Source organism: Flagellimonas meridianipacifica, from assembly GCF_003001695.1.
GTDB lineage: Bacteria > Bacteroidota > Bacteroidia > Flavobacteriales > Flavobacteriaceae > Flagellimonas > Flagellimonas meridianipacifica.
The window spans coordinates 478,180-501,655 of record NZ_PVYX01000002.1 but is presented as its reverse complement, the minus strand read 5'-3'; the positions used below and the strand labels follow the sequence as shown (position 1 = coordinate 501,655).

Sequence of the window (23,476 nt, the reverse complement as noted above, 5' to 3'; positions counted from 1 at the left end):
ATTTTTTATTCTCATCTTTTGATACATAAGCATTAATCCACCTCTTCAACGGTAAAACTAAATTTATCGGCAATTGCTTCAGCAACCGTATCAAGATTTTCCTCTGTCACATTCCAAAAACCATTGGTTGGTGTGTTATAAATTATATCAAGAAAACCTAATGCCTCATCGCGTGAGAAATAGAATTCGGTAGCGGTACCTGGTCTTCTCAGGAATTGTAGACTATAAATAAATCCATACGCCTCAGACAAATCATGAAAGGTAGTACCCGGCTGGGGGCCGCCTAGACCAACTTTTCCTGCTTTTAGATAATGAACCGCCCTTACCGCTACTAGGATGGCAATTTTTTCCCTTAAAATATCGGCCTGTGCATCACGCTCAGTATAATCTTTATTTATTATAGCTGTCCTACCTGCTCTGTATGCATCAAAAATGTCTTGGGCTATTCCCGGGAAATTGGCTTCAACATTATCTAGGTATTTTGCTAAGAACTCGTCAGGATTATCATCAACCGCGTCTATGTCAGCTATCGGATTTTCACTGTTTTCAACAACACCGAAGAAATATCCATAAGCTTCATCCCAATCATGCTCCATATCCGTATAAGATTCACCCTCTACAATGACCTCATTGTCATTGTCGTCCTCAAATTGTGCCAATTGGTTGGGGTTGGTATAATTGTTAACGATTTGATCTACTACAAAGGCGCCTGTTAAACCTTTTATGAAAGCTTGGTCCAATTCCAAACCTCTTCCGTTTACATAACGTGTTGAAGAACCATCAGGCAATTGACCCGCACTACCTTCAGTAGCTACCTGATTCCAAAAAGGAAATACATCTTCTACTTGCTCAGTAATGTACCCGTCAAAATCTGCCTTGACATTGATTAAGGCAACCGAAGGAGCCACTTGACTAAAGAAGTAAGACCCAGCGGTTTTATTTCTGACTTGTTTGTCGGAAGCATTCAAATCTGCATCACTAAAATTTTCTGTATCCTGCTCATGGTCGAACGCCGCATCTATTTCAGCTTTTGTAGAGTTATTATCCCTTAGTTTTGAAAGAATCTCACTTGCCATCAACAAACGGGTTGTTTGTCCGCTAAAGCTTACCGTCGAAGAACCATCGCGTTCAAAAACATAAGTTGCAGGAATTTCTACCGCTGTAGTACAAGGAGCACAGGCACTTCCGCCGCAGTCCACTCCTTCTTCATCTCCATTTTGAATATTATCGTCACAAGTGGCCACCACCATATCATCATCCATATCGGCATCATCGTCGTCCGAACATGAGGCAAAGACTAGAGAAAATACTACTATTAGCAGAAGATTTCTTGAAAACATTATTGTTTATTTAGATTAAATATATGTTAATTGAGCCGCTAAAGTAGAATCATCCTGCCACTTAGGCAAGAATTATTTGGAATAAGTTTAAATAAAATTAAGATTTAACAATTCGGTAATACCTAGACTACAGGACGTCAATGATATACGGAAAATAGTTCTGTAGCTTTGTTGTAGGCAGCTTCAAAAACCATCCAATTCACCCCTGAATCCACTTTTTGTGATGTAAAGTAGGACAACATTTTTTCTGTGGGCATGTTTCCGGTCAATTCATCTTTGGCCATGGGACAACCGCCAAAGCCTTGAACGGCTCCATCAAATCTTCTACAACCCGCCTGATAGGCAGCTTCCACTTTTTCATGCCACTTGGTCGGAGTAGTATGCAAGTGAGCACCAAATTCAATATCCGGATATTTTGGAATTAGATTGGAGAACAAATAATCAATTACCTCTGGAGTCGAACTCCCTATGGTATCAGACAAAGACAAAATCCCAACACCCATTGCAGCCAATTTTTCGGTCCACTCCCCCACTATTTCAACATTCCAAGGGTCTCCATACGGATTACCAAAACCCATAGAAATATAGGTCACAACTTCTTTTTCCGTGTTATTGGCAATTTCCAAAATGCCCTTTAAAGTTTCCACGGATTGCGAAATGGTCTTGTGTGTATTACGCATTTGAAAGTTTTCCGAAATGGAGAAAGGATACCCCAAATAGTCAATTGCCTCATGTTGTGAAGCATCAGCAGCCCCTCTAATGTTGGCCACTATGGCTAAAAGCTTACTGGTGGTTTTTGATAAATCCAACCCACGTAAGACCTCTGCCGTGTCCACCATCTGTGGAATAGCCTTTGGGGAGACAAAACTTCCAAAATCTATGGTATCAAAACCGCACCCCAAAAGGGATTGGATGTACTTTACTTTTTCCTTAGTGGGAATAAAAGTTTTGATGCCTTGCATAGCATCACGTGGACATTCTATAAGTTTTACCTTAGACATAGTGGAAAGTAAAAATACCACTATTTATCTGATAGCAGGAGATAGACTGCAATACCCACAAAAACAAGAATCTGTGTCCATTTCAATATTGTTCCTGCCTTGGTATTTTTTGTAACAAGGTTTGAAATACTTCCAGAAAGCAGGGCAATACTGCCAAAAATAACCAGTGTCACCGCAATGAAAAGAAAGCCCAACACATAAAACTGAAGCACATGGTTCATATCCGTACTGAATAAAAAACCAGGAAAAAAGGCCAAAAAGAATATTGTGACTTTCGGATTGAGCACGTTCATTGTAAAACCTGTCCAGAACAACTTACTTGGAGCCTTTTTGAACGTTTTTGAAGCTGATATCTCAATTTGCGCTTCACTACGAAAAACCTTGAAGGCCAAATACAATAAGTATACTACCCCAAAAAGTTTTATGAACCAAAAGAGAGTATCGCTCCTCTTTATAATTTCTGATACCCCAAAAGCCAATAATGTAGTATGTACCAAACATCCTGAAGCCAATCCCAAAACAACAGCGAGACCAGATTTGACCCCATGCGCTAAACTTTGGGTCAAAACAAAAATATTATCAGGTCCTGGAGAAATTCCCAAAATGGCGGTTGACAAAACAAATCCCCCCAGTATGGGATAACTTATAGTCAGTGCAATGAGCAAAGCCTCAAGCATGAACAGCTTTTCTGGCTCGTTCCAAAATGGCCTGATTGATTCTCTTGATTAAACCAGGACCTTCATAAACAAATCCTGTGTACAGCTGAATCAAATCAGCTCCCGCATCCAACTTTTCAAGTGCATCTTCTGGTGAATGTATACCCCCCACTCCAATGATTGGAAACGATTTGTTACTGTTTTCCGCCAAAAAACGAATAACCTCTGTGCTTCGCTTTGTAAGTGGTTTTCCACTCAACCCCCCTTTTTCTTCAGTCAAAATCAAAAGAGATTTTAAGTCTTTTCGTGCAATGGTGGTATTTGTAGCGATTACACCATCTATTCCAGTTGTGGTAACTATCTCGATTATGTCCAACAATTGGTCTTCAGTCAAGTCCGGGGCAATCTTAAGTAGAATAGGTTTTTGTTTGGCAGCTTGCTTCTTGGCCATCTTTACATTTTGTTGCTTCAATTTGTTCAACATATAGGTCAAAGGGCCTCTATCCTGTAATTCTCTCAACCCCGGTGTGTTTGGTGAACTAACATTTACCACAAAGTAGTCAACATGCTCGAACAAGGCTTCATGACATATAAGATAATCCCTTACCGCATCTTCATTCGGTGTAGTTTTATTTTTTCCAATGTTTCCGCCAACAAGCACACGGTGTTTTTTCTTAAGTTGGTCCACGGCTTCGAATACGCCTTTGTTATTGAATCCCATTCTATTTATAATAGCTTGGTCCTCAATTAATCTAAAAAGTCGCTTTTTGGGATTTCCCGGTTGCGGTTTTGGGGTTAAGGTGCCTATCTCAACAAAACCGAATCCATAATCAGAAAATTCATTGTACAATTTGGCATCTTTATCAAATCCTGCGGCCAAACCAACCGGATTCTTAAACTTGAGTCCAAAAACCTCCCGCTCCAGTAGGGAATCCTCTATCACAAACTTTTTACGCATAAGCCCTCCCACTCCCAGCTTGGAAAGTAGTTTTATCATGGTAAACGAGAAGTGATGGGCGCTTTCCGCATCTAGCAAAAAAAGCAGAGGACGAATAAGGAGTTTGTACATTCAGAAAAACTTTATGCAAAAATAGGAACTCTAAAAACCCAACATAGCGAATCTGCTATTTTTCGTTAACGGAATTATTAACCCGCATCGGGCTCATGGATATCATGCTGCAAAGCTCAACGTACAAATCATATTGTTTTTGGTTGAAAGTTCCCAGCAAACGTCGGTCAATCATTCGAGAATTACTTCGCATACTATCCAAAAGTTGTCGATACTCATAAGACATTTCCATTAGAACGGTAGGCGGGCTTTCTTGGTGCCTATTCAAAAGGGACTTGGCTTTATCCTTTAAGTAGGTATTTCTAACTTCAAGTTCCGCACTCCAATTTTTCAAGTTCTCTGTTTGTTCTTCATTCAGCTGGAAAACCTCTATAATCGTCTCATTGTCTTTTCCTCCAACTCCCAAAGTACAGTCGATTTGAGCCGAAGAAAAGAAGAAAGAGAACAATAGGGGAAATAGTAGTAGTTTTTTCAAATAGCTGTTGTTTAGTAATCAGAAAGATAGGGGCTACTCCTTGAGTTTAATCAAAATCACGATTGAATAAGCGTTATTTTTGTTGAAAAGCACTTTATGGAGCAATTATTACCCCGTTTTCTGGAATATGTAGGCATTGACACTCAAAGCGACCCCTATTCCAAAAGTACCCCCAGTACCGAAAAACAGCTTAAACTTGCCAAAAAATTGGTTACCGAACTGCATACCATTGGGATGGAGGAAGTCTCCATTGATGCGAACGGATATATTATGGCCACACTTCCCAGCAATATGGAAAAAGAGGTGCCCACAATTGGCTTTATAGCCCATATGGATACCACTCCAGATTTTACTGGTAAAAACGTTTCTCCCCAAATAATAAAAGAGTACGATGGCGGGGATATTGTCCTTAATAAAGGAAAAGAAATTGTGCTTTCGCCCGATTATTTTCCCGAATTATTACAGTATAAAGGGCAAACTTTAATTACTACAGACGGCACTACACTTCTAGGTGCAGATGACAAAGCGGGAGTGGCTGAAATTATTACCGCCATGGAGTATTTGCGCGAACATCCCGAAATAAAACATGGTAAAATTCGGGTGGCCTTTACCCCAGATGAAGAAATTGGGAGGGGTGCCCACAAATTTGATGTTAAGAAATTTGGTGCTGAATGGGCCTACACTATAGATGGCAGTCAAATTGGGGAATTGGAATTTGAAAATTTCAATGCGGCCAGTGCAACGATAAAAATAAAGGGTAAAAGCGTACACCCGGGCTATGCCAAAGATAAAATGGTCAATGCCATACATATTGCCAATCAATTTTTAAGTCTTCTACCCCCTAATGAAGTCCCTGAAAAAACAGAGGGCCGAGAAGGTTTCTTCCATGTTCATAAGATTAAAGGGGAGATTGAGGAGGCTGAGATAGAGCTCATTATACGCGATCATGATGCCCAACATTTTGAAGCTAGAAAACAATTATTAAAGGATATTGCGGGCAAACTCTCCGATAGGTTCGGTGATTTTATTGAATTAAACATTGAAAATCAGTATTTTAATATGCGAGAAAAGGTGGAACCTGTTTTTCACATAGTTGAAATTGCTGAAGAGGCCATGAAATCCTTGGACATAGAGCCTATACTAAAACCCATACGGGGTGGAACCGATGGCTCACAATTAAGCTTCATGGGATTGCCTTGCCCCAATATCTTTGCTGGAGGGCATAATTTTCATGGAAAATACGAATACGTTCCCTTAGAAAGCATGCAAAAAGCTGTGGAGGTTATTGTAAAAATCTGTGAGTTCACCGCAATTCAAATCAAATAAATATGACAGCATCAGAAAAAGTGGAAGCATACTATGAAAAGGAGCATCCATTCAAGGAGGGGATAGCTATTCTTCGGAATTTGGCAAAACAAACCCAAGCAGAGGAAAGTTATAAATGGAATTTTCCGGTGTATACCGTATCCAACAAAAACGTATTGGGTATCTGTCGATTCAAAAATCACTTTGGAGTTTGGTTTTTTAATGGAGCATTATTGAAAGACCCAGAAGAAGTATTGCAGAATGCACAAGAAGGCAAAACCAAGGCAATGCGTCATTGGAAATTCGACAATCTTGAAGAAATAGACCAGGAAAACGTACTGGCTTATATGAACGAGGCCATAGAAAATCAGAAAAGTGGCCTTGAAATAAAAGCGGAGAAGAAAAATGTTGAAATTATGGTCCCCGAGTTACTTCAGGACTATCTCAACGAGCATTCCAGCATCAAAAAGACTTTTCACGAATTTTCAAAATACAAGCAAAAAGAGTTTTGTGAATACATCGGCGAGGCAAAACAGGAAGCTACCAAAAAGAAACGTCTGGAAAAAGTATTGCCCATGATTGAGCAGGGCATCGGGTTAAATGACAAATATCGCTAACTGGCAACGTCCTAAAATCATATTTTAGGTATTTTCCAACCGTTGTGATAGGTTGTCTTAATAAACTGATTTGCTTTTTCTTCGGTAAATTTATTTTTTTCTTCGTCCCAATATATTCGGTTTCCTGTTTTATAAGCCACGTTGCCCATATGTGAAACTACTGCTGTATCATACCCAACTTGTATTGGGGCATTTAAAGTGGTGGAATCCCTGTTTTTTACCGATTCAATGAAATTTTCGGTATGTAAATCCAATCCGCTTACTCCATCATTTGTTTTTAGAGGTATCCGCTCCATTCTATCTATACCTTCCTTATCCCAACCTTGAAATTCTTTTTCCGGAATGACTTCCCATCCGTTTCTATCCAAAACCAATGTACCCATATTGCCAATGAAAGCTATTCCATGGTTTCTTCCATAATTACCTCCATCTATTCCGGTAGCATGTTCCCAAAGAACGGAAAACTCATCGAACTCAAAAACCGTCTGTAAAGTGTCTGGTGTTTCAGAGGCATCATTGGGATAAGCAAACTTTCCGCCCAAGGCCATAACTGATTTAGGACGGGAAGCCTTCATTCCATAGAGCGCATAATCCAGTAAATGAACTCCCCAGTCGGTCATTAGCCCTCCTGCATAATCCCAAAACCATCGAAAATTAAAATGAAATCTATTTTGGTTAAAAACTCTTTTTGGAGCAGGTCCTAGCCACATGTCATAATCAACTCCGGCTGGTACAGGACCATCGGCAACAACAGTTACGGGTTTCATCCACCCCTGATAGGCCCAAGCTTTGGCCAACCGTATTTGACCCAATTTTCCTGAATGGACAAAATCGATGGCTTCGAGAAAGTGTGGTTGACTTCGCTGCCATTGCCCAATCTGTACCATTCGGTCACTGGCGTTTACATGCTTGAGCATCACTTCGCATTCTTGAATTGAATTGGCAATGGGTTTTTCGCAATACACGTCTTTTCCCGCCATTAGTGCTTCTGTCAATTGCAAGCAATGCCAATGGTCTGGGGTGCCAATAATGACCAAATCAATATCTTTGTCTTCAAGCATCTTCCTGTAATCACTATAAAGCTTTGGCTTTTTGATATTAGCCTTTTTAAGTTCCTCTACCCTAGACTTGAGTACATTTTCGTCAATATCGCATAGAGCAACCACTTGTACACTGCTTATTTTTAGCATAGAAATCAAATTGGCAAAGCCCATCCCCTTACAACCAATAAGCCCAACTTGAATATAATCATTAGGACTTGTACGTTTTCTAAGGGTAGCTAATACTTCAACAGGAAAAAGAAGTGATGCTCCCATCCCAGCGGTAGACAATACGCTCTTTTGTATGAAGTTTCTGCGAGTAACCATAATCAACCATTTGTTGCTTCAAGTTATCCTTTTTACCACTAAACACAAAAAACGCCGGCATTTGCCGACGTCTTATTTTTTATGCTTCGTAAAATTATTTTTTTGCAGGAGGGGCACTCAACTTCTTGCTCATTTCCATGGAAATAGCGGAGCGATCAAATTTTAGGCGACCCGCCATTGTCTCAATGACACATGAAAAATCCTTGTCGTTCAACTCAACTACTTTTCCGTACAATCCGCTTTTGGTGATAATTTTATCCCCTTTCTTCAATTCCGAAGCAAACTTTTTCTCATCCTTCTGACGTTTGATTTGAGGGCGAATCATAAAAAAATATGCCACTACAAAAATCAATATCAGCGGTAAAAACTGTCCTATATTCTCCATCTATGGTAATGTCTTATTTTACAGGACCAGCTTGTATTGGAGCTGCATCTTTTGGATTTACAAATGCCTTGATTCTGAGAATTTCAGAACCTTTTTGCGTATTTGCTGTAACCGTAATCGTTTTTGTTACCTGATTTTGTCCAGAACCATTGAACTTAACCAATAACTCACCACTTTCTCCTGGAGCTATGGGTGTATTCTTTGGGTATTCGGGTACTGTACATCCGCAGCTGCTTTTGGCATCTGTAATAATCAAAGGTGCTTGACCAGTGTTGGTGAACTTGAAGCGAGTTTCTTGTGGCGTACCTTGTACGATAGTACCAAAATCATGTTCAGAAGATTCAAAACTCATTACTGGTAAGTTCTTTTGAGCTGCATCCCTTGTTGAAGCGTTGTCTACATTATCAGCTACAATTTTACTGGAAGCCTTGTCCTTACATGAAAGACCAACAAGAGCCACTACCATGACCAAGCTAAAGATTGTCTTTATTCTTTTCATTCTTAAGATTTTGTTTTTTCAAAAATAATCAATTAAAAAATTATTGAAGACCCCTACCCATTTTTTGCAATCTTCCTTCGTTCTTATACTCCTTGGCCAACTTGTCCAAAACCCCATTGATGAAGATGCTACTTTTGGGCGTAGAATACTCTTTGGCAATTTCAAGATATTCGTTCAAGGTCACTTTTTCGGGTATGGAGGGAAAATTGAGAAGTTCGCATATTGCCATTTTCAAGATGATGGAATCAATCTCCGCTATTCGGTCATTGTCCCAGTTCGGGGTTTTCCCTTCTATTTCCTTTTCCCATTGAGCATCGTTTAAAAGGGTCTTGGTGAGCAATTTCTTAGCAAAATCCAGGTCTTGCTCATCTTTCAACAATCGAGGCAGAAAATAACTCTCCCTAGCACTTGCGTCCGCTTTTTTCAAACGTTTTAAAAGAAAAGTGTTCACAATAGGGAAGTCATCAATCCAAGTAAGTTGATCGTCCTCAAAATATTCGTAAATCTTTTCGTTGGGCGCTATCACATTCTTGAACAAATCCAATACCAGCTGTTTGTCTTCATCATAGCTGTTCTTGCCACTGGTCATGTAAGACTTGTAGAAAGAACTCGCCAAAACATCCTTAAGGATGATTTTCACATAGTCTTCATTCAAATACCAGTTATTGAGTTTTCGTTTGGAGATGTAATCCTGTAAAAGTGAATTCTGGGCAATTTGAGCCAAAAGCTGATTTTTGACAAACTTTTCTGGATTGGGATAATTATCCTCCTCGGTGGCCAAATACTTTTTCGAAGCGAGCTGTAGATGTTTTTCGGCCAAAGCATGCAGCTCTTTCATTAAGCTAAGCATCAATATATAGAGCACATACATATTGTCTATACTCATCTTTAGGAATTTCTCCTGTTTTTCCAAAGATTCATCCTTGGATTGAATCAATGCATAGATACATTGCATCACTTTTACTCGGATATGCCTTCTTGTTAGCATTTAAAAGAACTTTAAAGTCGATTTATGGCTTTCACAGCGCAAAAATAATCTTATATTTCAATCCTTCGCACTGAAGTTCCTTTCTTATCAGTTTTATAACATTCATTTCAATATTGATCATCTATATTTGCCCCGCTGTCTTAAAAACCGTGACCACCCTTTCTCCTAATGAAGGAACTGAAGCACCTAAATAAATATTTTAAGAAATACCGACTCAAACTATTACTCGGTATTGTAATTACCATAATTGCCCGATTGTTTTCATTGGTAGTTCCCAATTACGTGAACCAATCCATTGGGGTTATTGAAAACTATTTTGGCGAAGCTATTTCTTTGTCGCAGGCCAAGTCCACATTGTTTCAGTATATTTTGATAATTGTGGGGACAGCTTTGCTTTCCGCTCTGTTCACCTTCTTAATGCGGCAGACGATAATAAATGTATCTCGCTACATTGAGTATGATTTAAAAAACGAGGTGTTTGACCATTATCAAATTTTGACTCTCGATTTTTATAAAAAGAATAGGATTGGCGATTTGATGAATCGTATCAGTGAAGATATCAATCAAGTCCGTTTGTATGCAGGTCCTGTTATTATGTACGGTATGAACACGGTCACTATTTTCATATGTGTCATAACCATTATGTTCATTAAAGCCCCAACTCTAGCGGCTTATACGCTCATACCTCTACCCGTTCTGTCCATTTTGATTTATCAAATTAGCAAGATCATCCATTTGAGAAGCACAAAAGTGCAAGAGTTCCTGTCATCACTTTCCACATTTGCCCAAGAATCTTTTTCTGGGGTTGCGGTGATAAAGGCATATGGTATAGAACCACAAGTAAATCAAGAATTACAAGGCTTAGCTATAGAAGGAAAGGATACTAGTATGGACTTGGCCAAGGTGAATGCTTGGTTTTTTCCTTTGATGATTCTTCTTATTGGCATCAGTAATATTATCGTCATCTATTTTGGCGGACAAATGTACATTGATGGCAAAATAGCTTCCTTTGGGCTAATAGCCGAGTTTATCCTATACGTGAATATGCTTACCTGGCCCGTTGCGGTTGTAGGGTGGCTTACATCAATTGTTCAAAGGGCGGAAGCCTCCCAAAAACGCATCAATGAATTTTTGAAGGTAACACCTGAAATTCAAAATGAAGTAACCACCAGCTCCCCAATCAAGGGAAACATAGAATTCAGAAATGTATCATTTACTTACGATGACACTCAAATAACTGCCCTAAACAATGTTTCTTTTTCCATAAAAGCGGGGCAAACTGTTGCAATTTTAGGGAAAATAGGTTCTGGGAAGTCCACTATTTTGGATTTGGTGGCCCGTCTCTATGATATATCCGAAGGGGAAATACTGATAGATGGTAAACCAATTAAAGAACTTAATTTAAACGATTTGCGAAAAGCCATTGGTGCGGTACCACAAGAAGCTTTTCTTTTTTCGGATACCATCGAGAACAACATTCGTTTTGGAAACGAAGAGGCCAACCTGGAAGAAATTATCGAAGTGTCCAGGAAAGCTGTGGTTCATGACAACATTCAAGGATTTGCCCAAAAATATGATACCATTTTAGGAGAAAGGGGAATAACATTGAGTGGGGGTCAAAAACAACGGGTTTCTATTGCCCGAGCTCTTTTGAAGGACCCTAAAATTTATCTGTTCGATGATTGTCTCTCTGCTGTGGATACAGAAACGGAAGAAGAAATCCTAAATAATCTAAAACAGGCTTCGAAAGACAAAACTACTTTAATTGTAAGCCATAGAGTATCCTCCGCCAAAAATGCAGACCATATTATTATTTTGGACCAAGGTGAAATTATCCAAGAAGGGACTCACGAAGAATTGAACAACAAGGAAGGTTACTACAAGGAACTCTATCAAACCCAACTCTCCGAGAAAGAATAGCAAAAAGTTGCTGAATTAGCATTTTTTTTACATTTTTGGTAGAATTATTCGCCAAAGCGCTAAACACATACATTTACTTTATGAGTGATAAAGAAATTATGGACCAGGAGGAAATATACTCCAAGGTCCTACGGGCAGGGAGGAGAACCTACTTTTTTGATGTTAGAAGTACTAAAGCCGGTGATTATTATTTGACCATAACCGAGAGCAAAAAATTTACCCACGATGATGGGTCTTTCCACTACAAGAAGCATAAAATTTATCTGTACAAGGAAGACTTTACTGCCTTTAAAGAAATCATGGAAGAAATGATGGACTACATCATAGATGAAAAAGGAGTGGAAGTAATTTCCGAAAGGCACAAGAAAGATTACAAAAAAGAGGACAATAACATTGAAAGCAATAGCACAGCATCAGGGAACTTCACTGATGTGAGTTTTGATGATATTTAACTCAACCTTAAAACCTTAAAAACGGTCTGCTTTGCGGGCCGTTTTTTGTTTTTAGCACACACTAGGTCAATTTGACCGATTTGTGCTAAGAGAATAACCTTACCTACAAATATCAAGCTCTATCTGAAGCCTTTTAAGGGGCAGCCATAATAATTCCAATAGCATATCAATAATCCGCTGTAAAGTGATTATATTTCTGAAAGGAATCCAAGCGCTATTAAAACCGAGATTGTATTCAAAATATCCCAATTGAGATGGTATGGCTTTATCTTCTTTTCGGGTAGTACGTTTTAGTTTTCTTTGTTGAGAAACGACATTCTCTTTTGAACGAACGATGTAAACACTAAATTCTAAATCACATGGCAAGAACACCAAGTAATATGCTCGCATTAGGCACAACCGCCCCAGCATTTGAACTTCCTGATACCATTACGGATACCATGGTCCCTTTAGATTCGGCCAAAGGGGAAAAAGGTACTGTGGTGATGTTTATCTGTAATCATTGCCCTTTTGTGATTCATGTAAACCCAGAAATTTCTCGTTTGGGGTTAGAGTATCAAAAAAAGGGAATACGATTTGTGGCCATTTCCAGCAACGATGTGGAAAATTATCCTCAAGATGCTCCTGATTTAATGAAGGTAAAGGCAAAAGAGGAACATTACTCTTTCCCCTATTTGTATGATGAAACCCAGGAAGTAGCCAAAGCATACGATGCAGCCTGCACACCCGATTTTTATCTATTTGACGACGACTTAAAGCTGGTGTATCGAGGGCAATTGGATGATTCACGACCAGGTAATGGACTTCCTGTTACTGGAAGGGATTTAAGAAACGCTATGGATGCTTTATTGACAGGAACTACCATAGACGAACTTCAGAAACCGAGTATCGGTTGCAACATCAAATGGAAAAACCAAAAGCTATAAAATCCCAATGAAAGTTAGCACCTCTAAAGCCTTGCAAAGACTCAGTGAAGATAAATCACTGTTCCTCAATGTATTTGAGCATGGTACGCTTCAAGTTGAAGTATATAAACCAGACCAGATAGACCTCCAAGAACCGCATAGTAGGGACGAAGTGTACATTGTCATTTCCGGAACAGGAGAGTTCTTAAATGGGGATAAACGCCATACGTTCGCTCCAGGAGATTTTTTATTCGTTCCTGCAGGGGTAGAACATCGTTTTGAAAATTTTACCGAAGACTTTTCAACTTGGGTACTTTTTTATGGCCCGGAGGGAGGTGAAAACCCATAGACTATGGTTCGTTTGCAATCGGTTACCCTAGATTTGGTTGATGTATACATAGCTGTGGGCTTGGAATCCTACAACCAGCATTATCTGCATTTATGGAAAAAACGGGATCCAACACCATACATTTCCAAAAGTTTCACTACCAAAATTCTTGAAAAGGAATTGGAGGATGATAATGTCGAGAACTTTTTAGTAAAGGTGGATGAAACCGTCATTGGAGTGGTGAAACTGATTAAGGATCAGGCCTTGGACACTCATGAGGCTAAAACATCACTGCTCATTCAAAAAATCTATCTGCTAAGTGAGTTCTCAGGAAAAGGATATGGACAAGAACTGATATCACTTCTCGAGACTCATGCTAAAAAACTTGAGAAAAAAGTAATCTGGCTGGACACTATGCAAAAAGGTAATGCCCTGAACTTCTATTTAAAAAACGGCTTTACCATTCATAAAGCTTCAAGACTGGAGTTACCTCATGCAGTAGAAGAAGAAAGACCCATGTGGGTTTTAACAAAGACTCTCTAGTTTACCACCCTTCCCTTTCAATTAGGTTTTGAAGATGTGCAAAGTGGTGATTACTATGCCACGCGTAACGCCCAATATTTTCTGCCAGGGTGCTCTTTACATTTCCTTCGGGATGAACAAAGGTTCGCTCTAACTGTTCTTTGGTCAATCCTTTCAACAAATAGACCAATTTAGCATGCACTGCTTTCAGATGATCCAAAGACATTTGTACCGGAGCAGATTTAGAATCGAACAATTCCGACCATTGTTTTTCAAAGTAGGCTTTGATTAACGGATTTTCTTCTGTCAGTCCCCACTTGAAGCGAACGTAACTGTTATGGTGACTGTCCGAAATATGATGAATCAATTGCCTAACCGTCCAACCTTCCGGTCGATATGGTGTTTCCAATTGCTCCTCCGTCAAGCCAGAAACCGCATTTTCCAAACGTTGGGGGAGTTTTTCCAAAACACTTATCCATTTTTTTAAATGTTCATCTGTTATAGGCTCGGGCACCTCATATTTTCCGATGGGATAGCGTAGTTTTTCCAAATGCTCTTTTTCCATGACCTAAAAATACTAAAGATTTACAGATTAAAATGATTTCAATCAACAAACGAACATCAACTCATATCAAAACTTTAATACACTTTTAACTGCCTAAAAATGGGTAGGAAATCTCATCAACTAACTTTGTAAGTCGTGAATTATAAATCAATAAAAAACAAATAATATGGCTACGATTCGATTGGGAGACACCGCTCCCGATTTTACAGCAGAAACTTCCCAAGGAACACTGAATTTTTATGATTATTTGGGTGATGGATGGGGTATTCTTTTTTCGCACCCAGCCGATTTCACCCCCGTATGTACCACAGAGTTGGGGACGGCTGCCAAGTTCAAGGATGAGTTTGAAAAAAGAAATGTGAAAATGATAGCTCTAAGTGTAGATGGTGTAGAATCACACTCTGAATGGATACAGGATATCAACGAGACACAACATACCACCGTTAATTTTCCAATAATTGCGGATGTGGACCGAAAAGTATCTGATTTGTATGATATGATTCATCCTAAAGCTGATGATACACTTACCGTGCGTTCCGTCTTTATAATAGCACCAGATAAAACGGTAAAACTAATTCTAACCTACCCCGCTTCAACAGGTCGCAATTTCTATGAGTTGCTTCGTGTTATTGATTCGCTTCAATTGACAGCATATCATAAAGTAGCTACTCCCGCAAACTGGGAACATGGTGACAAGGTGGTGGTTAGTCCTTCCATTCCTACAGAGGAAGCCAAAGAGATGTTTACAGCAGGTGTTGATGAGATTAAACCTTATCTGCGTCTTACTCCTGACCCTACGGCTTAATCTACCATCAGATAACGATTCGAAAAGCTCTCCAATAGGAGAGCTTTTTGTTTGAAGCTGAGCTTAAAAAATTAAAACGGCATTTTTTTCTTACACACGCAACCTCTACTACTTTTTATATCTAACCAATAGACAACCTCTACAACAATAACCTTTAAATCGACAACACTAATGAATACCTTCTTCGGAGTACTATTATTGCTAATACTTATTAATATAATTCTATTGGTTCTCAGTGTAAATCGCGTAAATAAGTGACTTTTTCACTTTGCTTCGTGTCCAAAAAACTAAAAATCAATACAATACAAACAATAAGTAGGGTTTAATGCCGTTCAGTTGTTATACTAAACAAAAAGCAGCCCCCATTTCATTAACAAACAAGCACCTATGCAAACTTTTTTCACTGTACTATTGTTTTTGCTTATCATAAATGCCTGTTTACTGTTGGTAAGCGTAAACCGATCCAAATAACAAAAAGCTCCCATAAGGGAGCTTTTCTGTTTTACTTCTTTATTTGGACAACGTTTTTATTTCACATCCATTAGCTCTACATCAAAAATGAGGGTTGCGTCTGGGGGAATTACCCCACCTGCTCCAGCACTACCGTACGCCAAGTGAGACGGGATTACGAATCTTGCCTTATCGCCAACCTTTAAAAGACCTATTCCTTCATCCCAGCCTGGGATTACCTGTCCCACTCCCAAAGAAAAGTCAATAGGTTGGTTCCGGCTATAAGAAGAATCAAATACCTGTCCGTTAGTAAGGCTTCCTTCATAATGAACGGAAACAGTCTTCCCTTTTTGCGCTTCAACACCACTACCTTTTTGAATAATCTGATAACGCAACCCGCTCTCTGTTTTTTCAAATCCGGCTGCCAACTTTTCCATTTCAGCTTCCGCTCTAGCTTTAGCCTCTGCAATTCTTTTTTCACGAGCGCCTTCAAAAACCCGAAAAGCCTCTATGGCATTCCAATTCTCTGCTTCAGAACCTACACGTACAATTTCCAATGAATCAATGGAATCTCCCTGTGCAATGGCATCCACAACTTCCTGTCCGGCTTCAACATGACCGAAAACTGTATGTTTATTGTCCAACCACGGGGTTGGCCCATGAGTTATAAAAAACTGACTTCCGTTCGTGCCAGGTCCGGCATTTGCCATAGAAAGTATTCCAGGGGTATCGTGCTTTAAATCTGGATGGAATTCATCATCAAATTTGTAGCCAGGGTCGCCCGTACCTGTTCCCTGTGGACATCCTCCTTGAATCATAAAATCGGCGATTACCCTATGAAATTTTAGTCCATCATAGTAGGGTTTACCTTGAGGTCTGGCAGAGTTATCCATATTTCCTTCTGCCAAAGCCACAAAATTTCCAACCGTTCCAGGTGTTTTATCGTGGGTTAATTTTACCAGTATCTCTCCTTTCCCGGTATTGAACTTCGCATAAATTCCGTCTTGCATATCTAAATTTCTTAACTAATTTGTTCTGTTTCTGCTTTTGTTAAAGGCTGCAAAGATACAAGTTTTTGGAGGTATTATGGTCTAAACAATACCTTGAAAAAGTGACCCTTAGACTATTATTTAATATAGAAGCATTACCTTTTACATCCCAACATTGCCTCCAATTCCATATACTATTGGAGCTACCAATCTCAAAAAATGGAACAGCGATTGACCATTGTTACCCTAGGAGTTTCAGATTTGAAAAAATCGACTCGATTCTATGAAAATCAATTCGGTTGGACGAAATCAAATGCAAGCAACGAAAACATTTCCTTTTTTACTTTGAATGGAATTCTCCTCTCTTTGTATGAGAACAGCGAATTGGCCCATGATGCCGAGGTCAGTGCAAACGGAAATGGTTTTAAAGGATTCACGCTAGCCTACAACACCAATTCTGAACACGAGGTAGACTTAATCATAAAAAAATTTAAGGAGAAAGGAGTGAAAATCGTCAAGGAGCCACAAAAGGCTCATTGGGGAGGGTACAGTAGCTACATATCCGATTTAGATGGAAATCTTTGGGAGATTGCCTTTAATCCCTTTCTCAAACTGGATGAAAAGGGAAATGTGTTGGAATAATTAAATACGGACCACGAAGCTTCAATACTGAGTACAGGTAAATAAACTGCTTGAGAGGTTCCTATTACCTAGCCTTTTATCTTCTTTGTTAGTACTGGTCCATACTTATCCATCAAATAAACCAAACTGGCCATCGTAGCGGCACCTAATTCCAATTCACGTTGGTTTACGTGCTCAAAGGTGTCATTCTCTGCATGGTGGTGATCAAAATACCTTTGGGAATCTGGGCGTAAACCAGCCAAAACAATACCTTCGTCTTTTAACGGACCAATATCAGCACCACTTCCTCCTTTCACGAACAAGTGAATCAGATAGGGTTCAAACAGCTCTTTCCAGCCGAGAATTTGTTCAAAATCTTCTTCAGAACAATCAAAAGAAAATCCTCTTGGAGTAAAACCTCCTGCATCGCTTTCCAAAGCAAATACATGCTTTTCGTTCTTTTGTTTGGCAACTTCTGCATATTTTCTTCCGCCGCGTAATCCATTTTCTTCATTCATAAAGAGTACCACACGTAGGGTGCGCTTTGGCTTGTATCCTGTTTCCTTTAACAATCTCAGCACATCCATGCTTTGCACGCAACCAGCTCCATCGTCATGGGAACCGTCTCCTAAATCCCAAGAATCTAAATGCCCCCCAACAATCATCACTTCATTTGGGTACTCGGAACCCCTTATTTCCCCAATCACGTTATAAGATTCAACATCTGGAAGCTGTTTGCAATTCTGTTTGAAATAGAATTTGATATCTGGGTTCAAAGCCAATGTTGTACTTAACAATTCGGCCCCTTTAGTACTAATAGCAGCAGCTGGAATGCGATCATTTACCGGGGTATCCCCATAACTCATGGAACCTGTATGGGGGAAATCATCCAACCGAAGGTTCATAGACCTTACGATAACGCCCAGTGCACCATATTTTCCTGCTTCTGCCGCTCCTGAATAGCGTTGATCAACACAGCTTGAGTATGCACTAAAGGTGCTTATTTGGGTGGGGTCCATAGGTCGATTGTAAAACACAATCTTGCCTTCAATTTTATCCCTTCCTAGTTTTTCCAAGTCTTCTATTCCCTGTACTTCAATAACACTGGCCTTAATTCCTACATCTGGTGTTGCAACAGAACCACCTAGGGCGCAAATTGGGACGTTAGTTGTTAAGCCAGGTTTAGTTTCGAAATAAGCAAATTCCGGCGCACCTCTTACCCATTTTGGTACCATTACCGGTTGTAGCCATACTCTATCCAAATTCAAAGAATCTAATTGACCCTTGGTATACTCCACAGCTTGTTGGGCCTCCACTGAACCAGACAAGCGTCCTCCAATTTGATTGGAAAGGTGATTCAACCAATCGTAGGCCTTGCCATTGGTTAAAGCAGTATCATAAATAGCCTTAAGCTGTTTTTCGTCTTCGGTCTGTGAGAAGGCAAAAGTGCCCATCAGCAGACATAAGAGTAGTGTTTTCTTCATTTGCTTTCCTTTTCCAATTCTTGCTTAAAGGATTCTAAGTTAGCCTTTATTTCATCCTCCAACTCAGGTTCTTCGATATCTTTAAATTTTTTTAACGCTTCCAATAAAACTGAGGCAACAATAACCCTTGCCGCTTTTTTATTGTCCGCAGGAACAATGTACCAAGGTGCATAAGGTTTTGATGTTTTATTGATGGCTTCCTCATAACACTCCTGATAAGTGTTCCAAAGTTTTCTTTCTTTTAGGTCTCCTGGTGAAAACTTCCAATTTTTCTCCTTCAAGCGCAATCGCCTCAACAACCTCTGACGTTGTTCTTCCTTGGATAGATGTAAAAAGAACTTAAATATGAGGGTTCCGTTTTCCGCTACGTGTCTTTCGAAGTCATTGATTTGACGATATCGTTTCTCCCAGAACTCGGAATCGATATCATCCACAGAATCCACACCAGGAATGTTTTCTGAAAGAATGTAATTTGGGTGCACCTTGGTCACCAATACATTTTCGTAATGGGTTCTATTGAATACACTGAACTTTCCACGTTCGGGAAGAGCAATGTAATGCCTCCATAAATAGTCATGTTTAAGCTCTAAATCAGTGGGTACCTTAAAACTATGCACCTCGACTCCACGTACATTGAAATCTTTAAAAACCTCTCGAATCAAGCTATCCTTTCCAGCAGTATCCATTCCTTGCAAACAGATTAGAACCCCATATTTGCCATGGGCATATAGAGTATCTTGAAATTCTCCCAATTCTTTCCGAAGTTCATTCAAATCCTTCCTCAGCTCTTTGTCAGATTTTCCAAAATCTTCCAGAGTCGCTACCTCGGCAAGGCTTTTTTCATTTTCTACCCTGTATGTCTCTGATTTAATGTATTCCATGAAATGAATATACTGTTTTTTAAGTATCTCGGTAAATACTTTAAAAATTGCAGTTTATCGAGGCAATGACATTTGATAGTTTTACTTCGTTTTTTATCGATTTTATTGAATTTCAGTTCAATTGTGCCGTAACTTAGTGGATAACTCAACGAGTAGTCCCAAATCTGCCGTTATGAAATTTTGGAAAAAAAACCTATTTATTATCTCTCTGCTAGGTATTCAAAGCCTTTCTTTGACGGCCTCGTTCAAGGCAACCAATGCTTGTGAATATGCCAATTCCAATATGGAATACATTAAGGACCAGACTGAAACGGCGATTTCCTCACCTGAACTTCAAATTACAAAGTATTACGCCTACAAAGCGATAAATGGCATAGAGAAAACCCGTTCCAATTTTAATGCTTGCGGATGCCAAGAAGCAATCTCCAGTCTGGATGACGTTCTTATAAATCTTAAAGAAGCCACTAAAGCAGATACCCACTCTTCTTCAAAACAAGCTCTGCAAAAAGCATTGAAAAATACTCTAAAAGGAATTAGGGAACTCAAAGATTTTGGCTTAACTGTCAATAATGTTTATGGAGATAACATGTTGGTTTTGAATACCAAAGAAGTATTGGATGCCCAAGGAGGAATACTTTTGCCAGAAGGTAAACAATTGGAACAGCAAATACATAATGGCCTCAGGAATTTTGAGATATCCATAGATAACATTATAAAGCAATTAGACTGCGATGAGGCTAGGAGGTTCATTAAAAAAACATATGAAAATGCCAGCATCAAATTGTTGGACACCGATTTGACCAAACCAAAGAAGATCTATCATCAAAGAGTAAAAACCATTACCAAGAATGCCCTTGCCAAGATTGAGGATTGCCAATAGTTATTTACTGGCAAACAACTTTACATCTTCCTCAGAAACTTCTTGACCACCCAGAATAATAAGTCGTTCAACCACGTTTCTTAATTCACGCACATTTCCGGTCCAGTCGTATCCCCTCAATAGTTCTGTAGCTTTTTTGGAAAATCCTTTTATCGCCGTTCCTTGCTCTTCCGCTATTTTCTTAGCAAAGTGCTCAATTAGCATAGCGATATCGTCCCTTCTATCGTTCAAGGCCGGGACTTTTATCAATATCACCGCAAGGCGATGGTAAAGGTCTTCCCTAAAATTGCCCTCAGCTATTTCTTTTTTAAGGTCTTTATTGGTTGCCGCCAATACTCTAACATCAACCTTGATATCTTTGTCTGTCCCAACCCGTGAAATCTTGTTTTCCTGTAGTGCCCTAAGCACTTTGGCTTGAGCCGAAAGACTCATATCCCCTACTTCATCCAGAAAAATGGTTCCTTTATTGGCCGCTTCAAATTTTCCTGCTCTATCCTTAACCGCAGAAGTAAATGCACCTTTTACATGACCAAAAAGCTCGCTTTCAATAAGTTCAGAAGGAATTGCGGCACAGTTGACTTCAATAAAGGGTGCAGAAGAGCGCGCACTCTTTTGATGTAGCCAATGGGCCACTAGTTCTTTTCCGGTTCCATTGGGCCCGGTAATCAGAACCCTCGCATCTGTAGGGGCTACTTTTTCGATCATATCCTTGATAGCGCCTATCTCTTTGCTTTCCCCAACCATTTCGTAATTCTTGGAGACCTTCTTTTTCAGGATTTTGTTTTCCACCACCAATTCCTTTCTATCCAAGGCATTGCGGACCGTGGTTAAAAGGCGATTAAGGTCGGGCGGTTTTGAGATATAATCAAATGCACCCAATCGCATTGTGTTCACAGCGGTATCCAAATCGCCGTGACCTGATATCATGATAAAAGGTATTTCAGGTTTTATTTGCCTTGCAGCCTCCAAAACTTCCACACCATCCATTTTAGGCATTTTTATGTCGCACAAAACCAAATCGAAGTCTTCTTTTTTTATGATCTCCATCCCCTTCAATCCGTCTTCCGCTTCAAAAACTTGGTAGGCATCATTTTCCTCGCTCAATATCTTTGTCAAAACCCGCCGTATTGCAGATTCATCTTCTATCACCAATATTCTGGACATAATTTTCTATTTAAAAGATTCCGATTTTGAAACCTGTTCTAATATAAAGATTTGCTTCATCATTCAATAAAAAAACAGCGCTTCTATCATCATTTCTTAGTTCCCCCACTTGTTCTATGGAACGGCCCACCAAGGCAAATATCGAAGTGCGTTTAGAAATATGATATTGATACCCAAAAGCTCCAACTAAAGCGGAAAGTGAAATCTTGGAACCTATCTGATTATCTGGTAGTGCAATGTCGTTCTGAATATTGATGAAATATCCATCCAAAAGCATGGTAAAGCCAAAAGTATGCTTGGGAGAAGGATGGTACTCAAATCTTGAACGAGGAATACCTAAGGTATAGGACCACCTAGGGTGGAACCTACGATAATAGCTAACCAATGGAAGTGGAAATGGCAAACCTGTAGTGCTATTAAAGGATAAGCCCAAAACCAATCGAAATGGCTTGTTGGCTTTCATGTTTTCCTTCCATAACGTAGCTGTGGCATTGATGAAAAAATCATCTGTTTGAGCGCCATTGGTAAAATTAGATGCCAATCTGGGGGTGAGAAGACCTACAAAGTTCCAATTTTCATTCCATTTGGTAATAAAACCCAGATTCAAATCCACTACGTGAAACCGATTCAGTTCAGTTTGATCGAAAGGAAAATTTTGAGAATATCCCACATCAAATCGATTATATTCAATACCAGTGACCAAATAATCCTTCTTCTCGTTCAGTTTTATAGGAAGATTGAACAAAAACTTGTATCGCTGGGTTTTGATTCCCGTATCGTTCTCAGGAATATTAAGGTACTCCAGACGCAAAATATCCGTACTCTGTCCAAAAGAAACATGAGTAAGAAAAAATCCCATAAGGCTTAAAATTCCTAAAAGCCCTCTATGGGTTATCGGCATCCGTATTTTTTTGAGGTTTTTGATGTTGAAATATATGGATATCTCTTTGAGGGAAAGGGATGATTACGTTATTTTCCTTAAACTTTTTGTTGATACTATATCTGATATCACTTTTGATTCGAGGGTCCACAAAACTATCATTTATAAAATAGTTTATGGAAAACAAGAGTGCTGAATCTCCAAAATCATTAAAAAGCACAAAAGGAACAGGTTTTTTAAGCACTTTTTTATGTTCCTGAACCGATTCTTCCAACAGCCGGGTAACCAATTCAACATCACTTCCATACGCAACACCCACGTGAACACTTTCTCGAGTGGTCCTATGGTTTTGGGTATAGTTGTAAACAATGTCACTTATAAACTTATGGTTAGGAATGACCACCACTTTATCATCACGCGTGAGGGCCCTTGTGGTACGCAATTTAATTTCAAACACCTTACCCACTTTTCCATCAACCTCTACGATGTCACCTACTTGAAGGGATTTGTCGATAATAATAAAAATGCCTCCCAAAATATCCTTGAAAAACTCCTGGAGGGCCAATCCCAATCCTACAAAAAGAACGGCAGAAGCGGTAATGATGAGGGTAATGTCAATACCTGCTCCACTTAATGTCAACAGTACAACTATGAGATAAATAACATAGTTTACAAACTTGAATACACTTGAGAACTTTTGCTTGTCCTCTGGCTCCATTTTTCGGGTGACCAGATACCGAGACCACTTTAGTAAGAGTTTTGTGGCCACAATAGAAACGGTAAGCAACAATAAAAGCCCCAGGGTAAGGTGAATGGATTTTTCACCTTCTCCTATATGGATACCCCAATTGAGGAACTCTTTCACTGAGCCCCAAATGTCCTCCTGAATAATTTCCTTTATTTCCTCAGTACCGTCCTGCATAGTTTT

The 23,476-nt window shown here is 39.4% G+C and carries 26 protein-coding genes; 10 read left to right on the top strand and 16 right to left on the bottom strand.

Translation table 11 applies throughout. The features are described 5' to 3' along the window. Window positions 1-32: 32 nt before the first annotated feature. The 5 genes from CLV81_RS12170 to CLV81_RS12150 all read right to left on the bottom strand — a co-directional run bounded on the left by CLV81_RS12170 (window position 33) and on the right by CLV81_RS12150 (window position 4,541). Entirely contained in the window at window positions 33-1,340 is a 1,308-nt protein-coding gene (locus CLV81_RS12170) for a DUF4856 domain-containing protein (RefSeq protein ID WP_245912002.1), read from the bottom strand. Between the two features lie 137 nt (window positions 1,341-1,477). Further along, complete coding sequence (locus CLV81_RS12165) at window positions 1,478-2,341, bottom strand: hydroxymethylglutaryl-CoA lyase (RefSeq protein WP_106145395.1); 864 nt, start codon at window positions 2,339-2,341, stop codon at window positions 1,478-1,480. Window positions 2,342-2,361: 20 nt separating this feature from the next. Further along, the gene (locus CLV81_RS12160) at window positions 2,362-3,018 is read right to left on the bottom strand and encodes a LysE family translocator (protein WP_106145394.1); all 657 of its coding nucleotides are present in this window, start codon (window positions 3,016-3,018) and stop codon (window positions 2,362-2,364) included. Further along, window positions 3,011-4,066, bottom strand: coding sequence for a quinone-dependent dihydroorotate dehydrogenase (locus tag CLV81_RS12155; RefSeq protein ID WP_106145393.1), 1,056 nt, complete (start codon window positions 4,064-4,066; stop codon window positions 3,011-3,013). The genes CLV81_RS12160 and CLV81_RS12155 overlap by 8 nt, the downstream gene beginning before the upstream one ends. A gap of 55 nt (window positions 4,067-4,121) precedes the next feature. Further along, entirely contained in the window at window positions 4,122-4,541 is a 420-nt protein-coding gene (locus CLV81_RS12150) for a hypothetical protein (RefSeq protein ID WP_146129893.1), read from the bottom strand. Window positions 4,542-4,637: 96 nt separating this feature from the next. Here CLV81_RS12150 and pepT point away from each other — a divergent pair, with 96 nt between their 5' ends. Together pepT and CLV81_RS12140 are read left to right on the top strand one after the other, a co-directional pair. Next, window positions 4,638-5,867, top strand: coding sequence for a peptidase T (gene pepT, locus CLV81_RS12145; protein WP_106145391.1), 1,230 nt, complete (start codon window positions 4,638-4,640; stop codon window positions 5,865-5,867). Window positions 5,868-5,869: 2 nt separating this feature from the next. Continuing rightward, window positions 5,870-6,463 carry a YdeI/OmpD-associated family protein gene (locus tag CLV81_RS12140; protein WP_106145390.1) on the top strand — a complete coding sequence of 198 codons (594 nt, stop codon included), beginning with the start codon at window positions 5,870-5,872 and terminating at the stop codon, window positions 6,461-6,463. A gap of 17 nt (window positions 6,464-6,480) precedes the next feature. On the opposite strand, the gene CLV81_RS12135 is transcribed toward CLV81_RS12140, so the two are convergent. From CLV81_RS12135 to nusB, 4 genes are all read right to left on the bottom strand, one after another. Then, complete coding sequence (locus CLV81_RS12135; protein WP_106145389.1) at window positions 6,481-7,830, bottom strand: Gfo/Idh/MocA family protein; 1,350 nt, start codon at window positions 7,828-7,830, stop codon at window positions 6,481-6,483. Window positions 7,831-7,924: 94 nt separating this feature from the next. Further along, window positions 7,925-8,215 carry a preprotein translocase subunit YajC gene (yajC, locus tag CLV81_RS12130; protein WP_106145388.1) on the bottom strand — a complete coding sequence of 97 codons (291 nt, stop codon included), beginning with the start codon at window positions 8,213-8,215 and terminating at the stop codon, window positions 7,925-7,927. A gap of 13 nt (window positions 8,216-8,228) precedes the next feature. Then, complete coding sequence (locus tag CLV81_RS12125; RefSeq protein WP_106145387.1) at window positions 8,229-8,714, bottom strand: DUF1573 domain-containing protein; 486 nt, start codon at window positions 8,712-8,714, stop codon at window positions 8,229-8,231. Window positions 8,715-8,754: 40 nt separating this feature from the next. Continuing rightward, window positions 8,755-9,702, bottom strand: a complete 948-nt coding sequence (gene nusB, locus CLV81_RS12120) for a transcription antitermination factor NusB (RefSeq protein ID WP_106145386.1) — start codon at window positions 9,700-9,702, stop codon at window positions 8,755-8,757. A 168-nt stretch (window positions 9,703-9,870) separates the two neighbouring features. Between nusB and CLV81_RS12115 the strand changes: the two genes are divergently transcribed. The 5 genes from CLV81_RS12115 to CLV81_RS12095 all read left to right on the top strand — a co-directional run bounded on the left by CLV81_RS12115 (window position 9,871) and on the right by CLV81_RS12095 (window position 13,850). Further along, window positions 9,871-11,622: an ABC transporter ATP-binding protein gene (locus tag CLV81_RS12115; RefSeq protein ID WP_106145385.1), complete on the top strand. Its 1,752-nt coding sequence runs from the start codon at window positions 9,871-9,873 to the stop codon at window positions 11,620-11,622. 80 nt (window positions 11,623-11,702) lie between these two features. After that, the gene (locus CLV81_RS12110) at window positions 11,703-12,074 is read left to right on the top strand and encodes a PUR family DNA/RNA-binding protein (protein ID WP_106145384.1); all 372 of its coding nucleotides are present in this window, start codon (window positions 11,703-11,705) and stop codon (window positions 12,072-12,074) included. Between the two features lie 359 nt (window positions 12,075-12,433). Continuing rightward, entirely contained in the window at window positions 12,434-13,000 is a 567-nt protein-coding gene (locus CLV81_RS12105; protein WP_106145383.1) for a thioredoxin family protein, read from the top strand. A 7-nt stretch (window positions 13,001-13,007) separates the two neighbouring features. Beyond that, entirely contained in the window at window positions 13,008-13,328 is a 321-nt protein-coding gene (locus tag CLV81_RS12100) for a cupin domain-containing protein (RefSeq protein ID WP_106145382.1), read from the top strand. Between the two features lie 3 nt (window positions 13,329-13,331). Beyond that, window positions 13,332-13,850: a GNAT family N-acetyltransferase gene (locus CLV81_RS12095; RefSeq protein WP_106145381.1), complete on the top strand. Its 519-nt coding sequence runs from the start codon at window positions 13,332-13,334 to the stop codon at window positions 13,848-13,850. A 1-nt stretch (window position 13,851) separates the two neighbouring features. Here CLV81_RS12095 and CLV81_RS12090 read toward each other — a convergent pair whose 3' ends face one another. Next, on the bottom strand, window positions 13,852-14,394 hold the full coding sequence (locus CLV81_RS12090; protein WP_106145380.1) for a YfiT family bacillithiol transferase: 543 nt from the start codon (window positions 14,392-14,394) through the stop codon (window positions 13,852-13,854). Window positions 14,395-14,560: 166 nt separating this feature from the next. Between CLV81_RS12090 and CLV81_RS12085 the strand changes: the two genes are divergently transcribed. Then, a complete protein-coding gene (locus CLV81_RS12085; protein ID WP_106145379.1) occupies window positions 14,561-15,199 on the top strand; it encodes a peroxiredoxin in 639 nt (212 codons plus the stop codon). 527 nt (window positions 15,200-15,726) lie between these two features. Here the strand turns inward: CLV81_RS12085 and CLV81_RS12080 are convergent. After that, entirely contained in the window at window positions 15,727-16,659 is a 933-nt protein-coding gene (locus tag CLV81_RS12080) for a peptidylprolyl isomerase (RefSeq protein WP_106145378.1), read from the bottom strand. 198 nt (window positions 16,660-16,857) lie between these two features. On the opposite strand from CLV81_RS12080, the gene CLV81_RS12075 reads away from it, so the two are divergent. Next, complete coding sequence (locus CLV81_RS12075) at window positions 16,858-17,280, top strand: VOC family protein (protein WP_106145377.1); 423 nt, start codon at window positions 16,858-16,860, stop codon at window positions 17,278-17,280. A gap of 68 nt (window positions 17,281-17,348) precedes the next feature. On the opposite strand, the gene CLV81_RS12070 is transcribed toward CLV81_RS12075, so the two are convergent. Together CLV81_RS12070 and CLV81_RS12065 are read right to left on the bottom strand one after the other, a co-directional pair. Next, a complete protein-coding gene (locus CLV81_RS12070) occupies window positions 17,349-18,743 on the bottom strand; it encodes a M20/M25/M40 family metallo-hydrolase (RefSeq protein ID WP_106145376.1) in 1,395 nt (464 codons plus the stop codon). Further along, window positions 18,740-19,624, bottom strand: coding sequence for a PPK2 family polyphosphate kinase (locus CLV81_RS12065; RefSeq protein WP_106145375.1), 885 nt, complete (start codon window positions 19,622-19,624; stop codon window positions 18,740-18,742). The genes CLV81_RS12070 and CLV81_RS12065 overlap by 4 nt, the downstream gene beginning before the upstream one ends. Window positions 19,625-19,796: 172 nt before the next feature. Between CLV81_RS12065 and CLV81_RS12060 the strand changes: the two genes are divergently transcribed. After that, window positions 19,797-20,504: a hypothetical protein gene (locus tag CLV81_RS12060; protein WP_146129892.1), complete on the top strand. Its 708-nt coding sequence runs from the start codon at window positions 19,797-19,799 to the stop codon at window positions 20,502-20,504. On the opposite strand, the gene CLV81_RS12055 is transcribed toward CLV81_RS12060, so the two are convergent. The 3 genes from CLV81_RS12055 to CLV81_RS12045 are packed head-to-tail and all read right to left on the bottom strand — an operon-like array spanning window position 20,505 to window position 23,470. Continuing rightward, window positions 20,505-21,668, bottom strand: coding sequence for a sigma-54-dependent transcriptional regulator (locus CLV81_RS12055; protein ID WP_106145373.1), 1,164 nt, complete (start codon window positions 21,666-21,668; stop codon window positions 20,505-20,507). A gap of 10 nt (window positions 21,669-21,678) precedes the next feature. Continuing rightward, complete coding sequence (locus CLV81_RS12050; RefSeq protein WP_245912000.1) at window positions 21,679-22,569, bottom strand: DUF6268 family outer membrane beta-barrel protein; 891 nt, start codon at window positions 22,567-22,569, stop codon at window positions 21,679-21,681. Further along, the gene (locus CLV81_RS12045) at window positions 22,553-23,470 is read right to left on the bottom strand and encodes a mechanosensitive ion channel family protein (protein ID WP_106145371.1); all 918 of its coding nucleotides are present in this window, start codon (window positions 23,468-23,470) and stop codon (window positions 22,553-22,555) included. The genes CLV81_RS12050 and CLV81_RS12045 overlap by 17 nt, the downstream gene beginning before the upstream one ends. Between the last annotated feature and the right edge of the window lie 6 nt (window positions 23,471-23,476).

Bases quoted from the DNA above. Each gene is read 5' to 3' on its own strand.
- CLV81_RS12170 (WP_245912002.1), bottom strand. From the start codon at position 1,340: ATGTTTTCAAGAAATCTTCTGCTAATAGTAGTATTTTCTCTAGTCTTT.
- CLV81_RS12165 (WP_106145395.1), bottom strand. From the start codon at position 2,341: ATGTCTAAGGTAAAACTTATAGAATGTCCACGTGATGCTATGCAAGGC.
- CLV81_RS12160 (WP_106145394.1), bottom strand. From the start codon at position 3,018: ATGCTTGAGGCTTTGCTCATTGCACTGACTATAAGTTATCCCATACTG.
- CLV81_RS12155 (WP_106145393.1), bottom strand. From the start codon at position 4,066: ATGTACAAACTCCTTATTCGTCCTCTGCTTTTTTTGCTAGATGCGGAA.
- pepT (WP_106145391.1), top strand. From the start codon at position 4,638: ATGGAGCAATTATTACCCCGTTTTCTGGAATATGTAGGCATTGACACT.
- CLV81_RS12140 (WP_106145390.1), top strand. From the start codon at position 5,870: ATGACAGCATCAGAAAAAGTGGAAGCATACTATGAAAAGGAGCATCCA.
- CLV81_RS12135 (WP_106145389.1), bottom strand. From the start codon at position 7,830: ATGGTTACTCGCAGAAACTTCATACAAAAGAGCGTATTGTCTACCGCT.
- yajC (WP_106145388.1), bottom strand. From the start codon at position 8,215: ATGGAGAATATAGGACAGTTTTTACCGCTGATATTGATTTTTGTAGTG.
- CLV81_RS12125 (WP_106145387.1), bottom strand. From the start codon at position 8,714: ATGAAAAGAATAAAGACAATCTTTAGCTTGGTCATGGTAGTGGCTCTT.
- nusB (WP_106145386.1), bottom strand. From the start codon at position 9,702: ATGCTAACAAGAAGGCATATCCGAGTAAAAGTGATGCAATGTATCTAT.
- CLV81_RS12115 (WP_106145385.1), top strand. From the start codon at position 9,871: ATGAAGGAACTGAAGCACCTAAATAAATATTTTAAGAAATACCGACTC.
- CLV81_RS12110 (WP_106145384.1), top strand. From the start codon at position 11,703: ATGAGTGATAAAGAAATTATGGACCAGGAGGAAATATACTCCAAGGTC.
- CLV81_RS12105 (WP_106145383.1), top strand. From the start codon at position 12,434: ATGGCAAGAACACCAAGTAATATGCTCGCATTAGGCACAACCGCCCCA.
- CLV81_RS12100 (WP_106145382.1), top strand. From the start codon at position 13,008: ATGAAAGTTAGCACCTCTAAAGCCTTGCAAAGACTCAGTGAAGATAAA.
- CLV81_RS12095 (WP_106145381.1), top strand. From the start codon at position 13,332: ATGGTTCGTTTGCAATCGGTTACCCTAGATTTGGTTGATGTATACATA.
- CLV81_RS12090 (WP_106145380.1), bottom strand. From the start codon at position 14,394: ATGGAAAAAGAGCATTTGGAAAAACTACGCTATCCCATCGGAAAATAT.
- CLV81_RS12085 (WP_106145379.1), top strand. From the start codon at position 14,561: ATGGCTACGATTCGATTGGGAGACACCGCTCCCGATTTTACAGCAGAA.
- CLV81_RS12080 (WP_106145378.1), bottom strand. From the start codon at position 16,659: ATGCAAGACGGAATTTATGCGAAGTTCAATACCGGGAAAGGAGAGATA.
- CLV81_RS12075 (WP_106145377.1), top strand. From the start codon at position 16,858: ATGGAACAGCGATTGACCATTGTTACCCTAGGAGTTTCAGATTTGAAA.
- CLV81_RS12070 (WP_106145376.1), bottom strand. From the start codon at position 18,743: ATGAAGAAAACACTACTCTTATGTCTGCTGATGGGCACTTTTGCCTTC.
- CLV81_RS12065 (WP_106145375.1), bottom strand. From the start codon at position 19,624: ATGGAATACATTAAATCAGAGACATACAGGGTAGAAAATGAAAAAAGC.
- CLV81_RS12060 (WP_146129892.1), top strand. From the start codon at position 19,797: ATGAAATTTTGGAAAAAAAACCTATTTATTATCTCTCTGCTAGGTATT.
- CLV81_RS12055 (WP_106145373.1), bottom strand. From the start codon at position 21,668: ATGTCCAGAATATTGGTGATAGAAGATGAATCTGCAATACGGCGGGTT.
- CLV81_RS12050 (WP_245912000.1), bottom strand. From the start codon at position 22,569: ATGCCGATAACCCATAGAGGGCTTTTAGGAATTTTAAGCCTTATGGGA.
- CLV81_RS12045 (WP_106145371.1), bottom strand. From the start codon at position 23,470: ATGCAGGACGGTACTGAGGAAATAAAGGAAATTATTCAGGAGGACATT.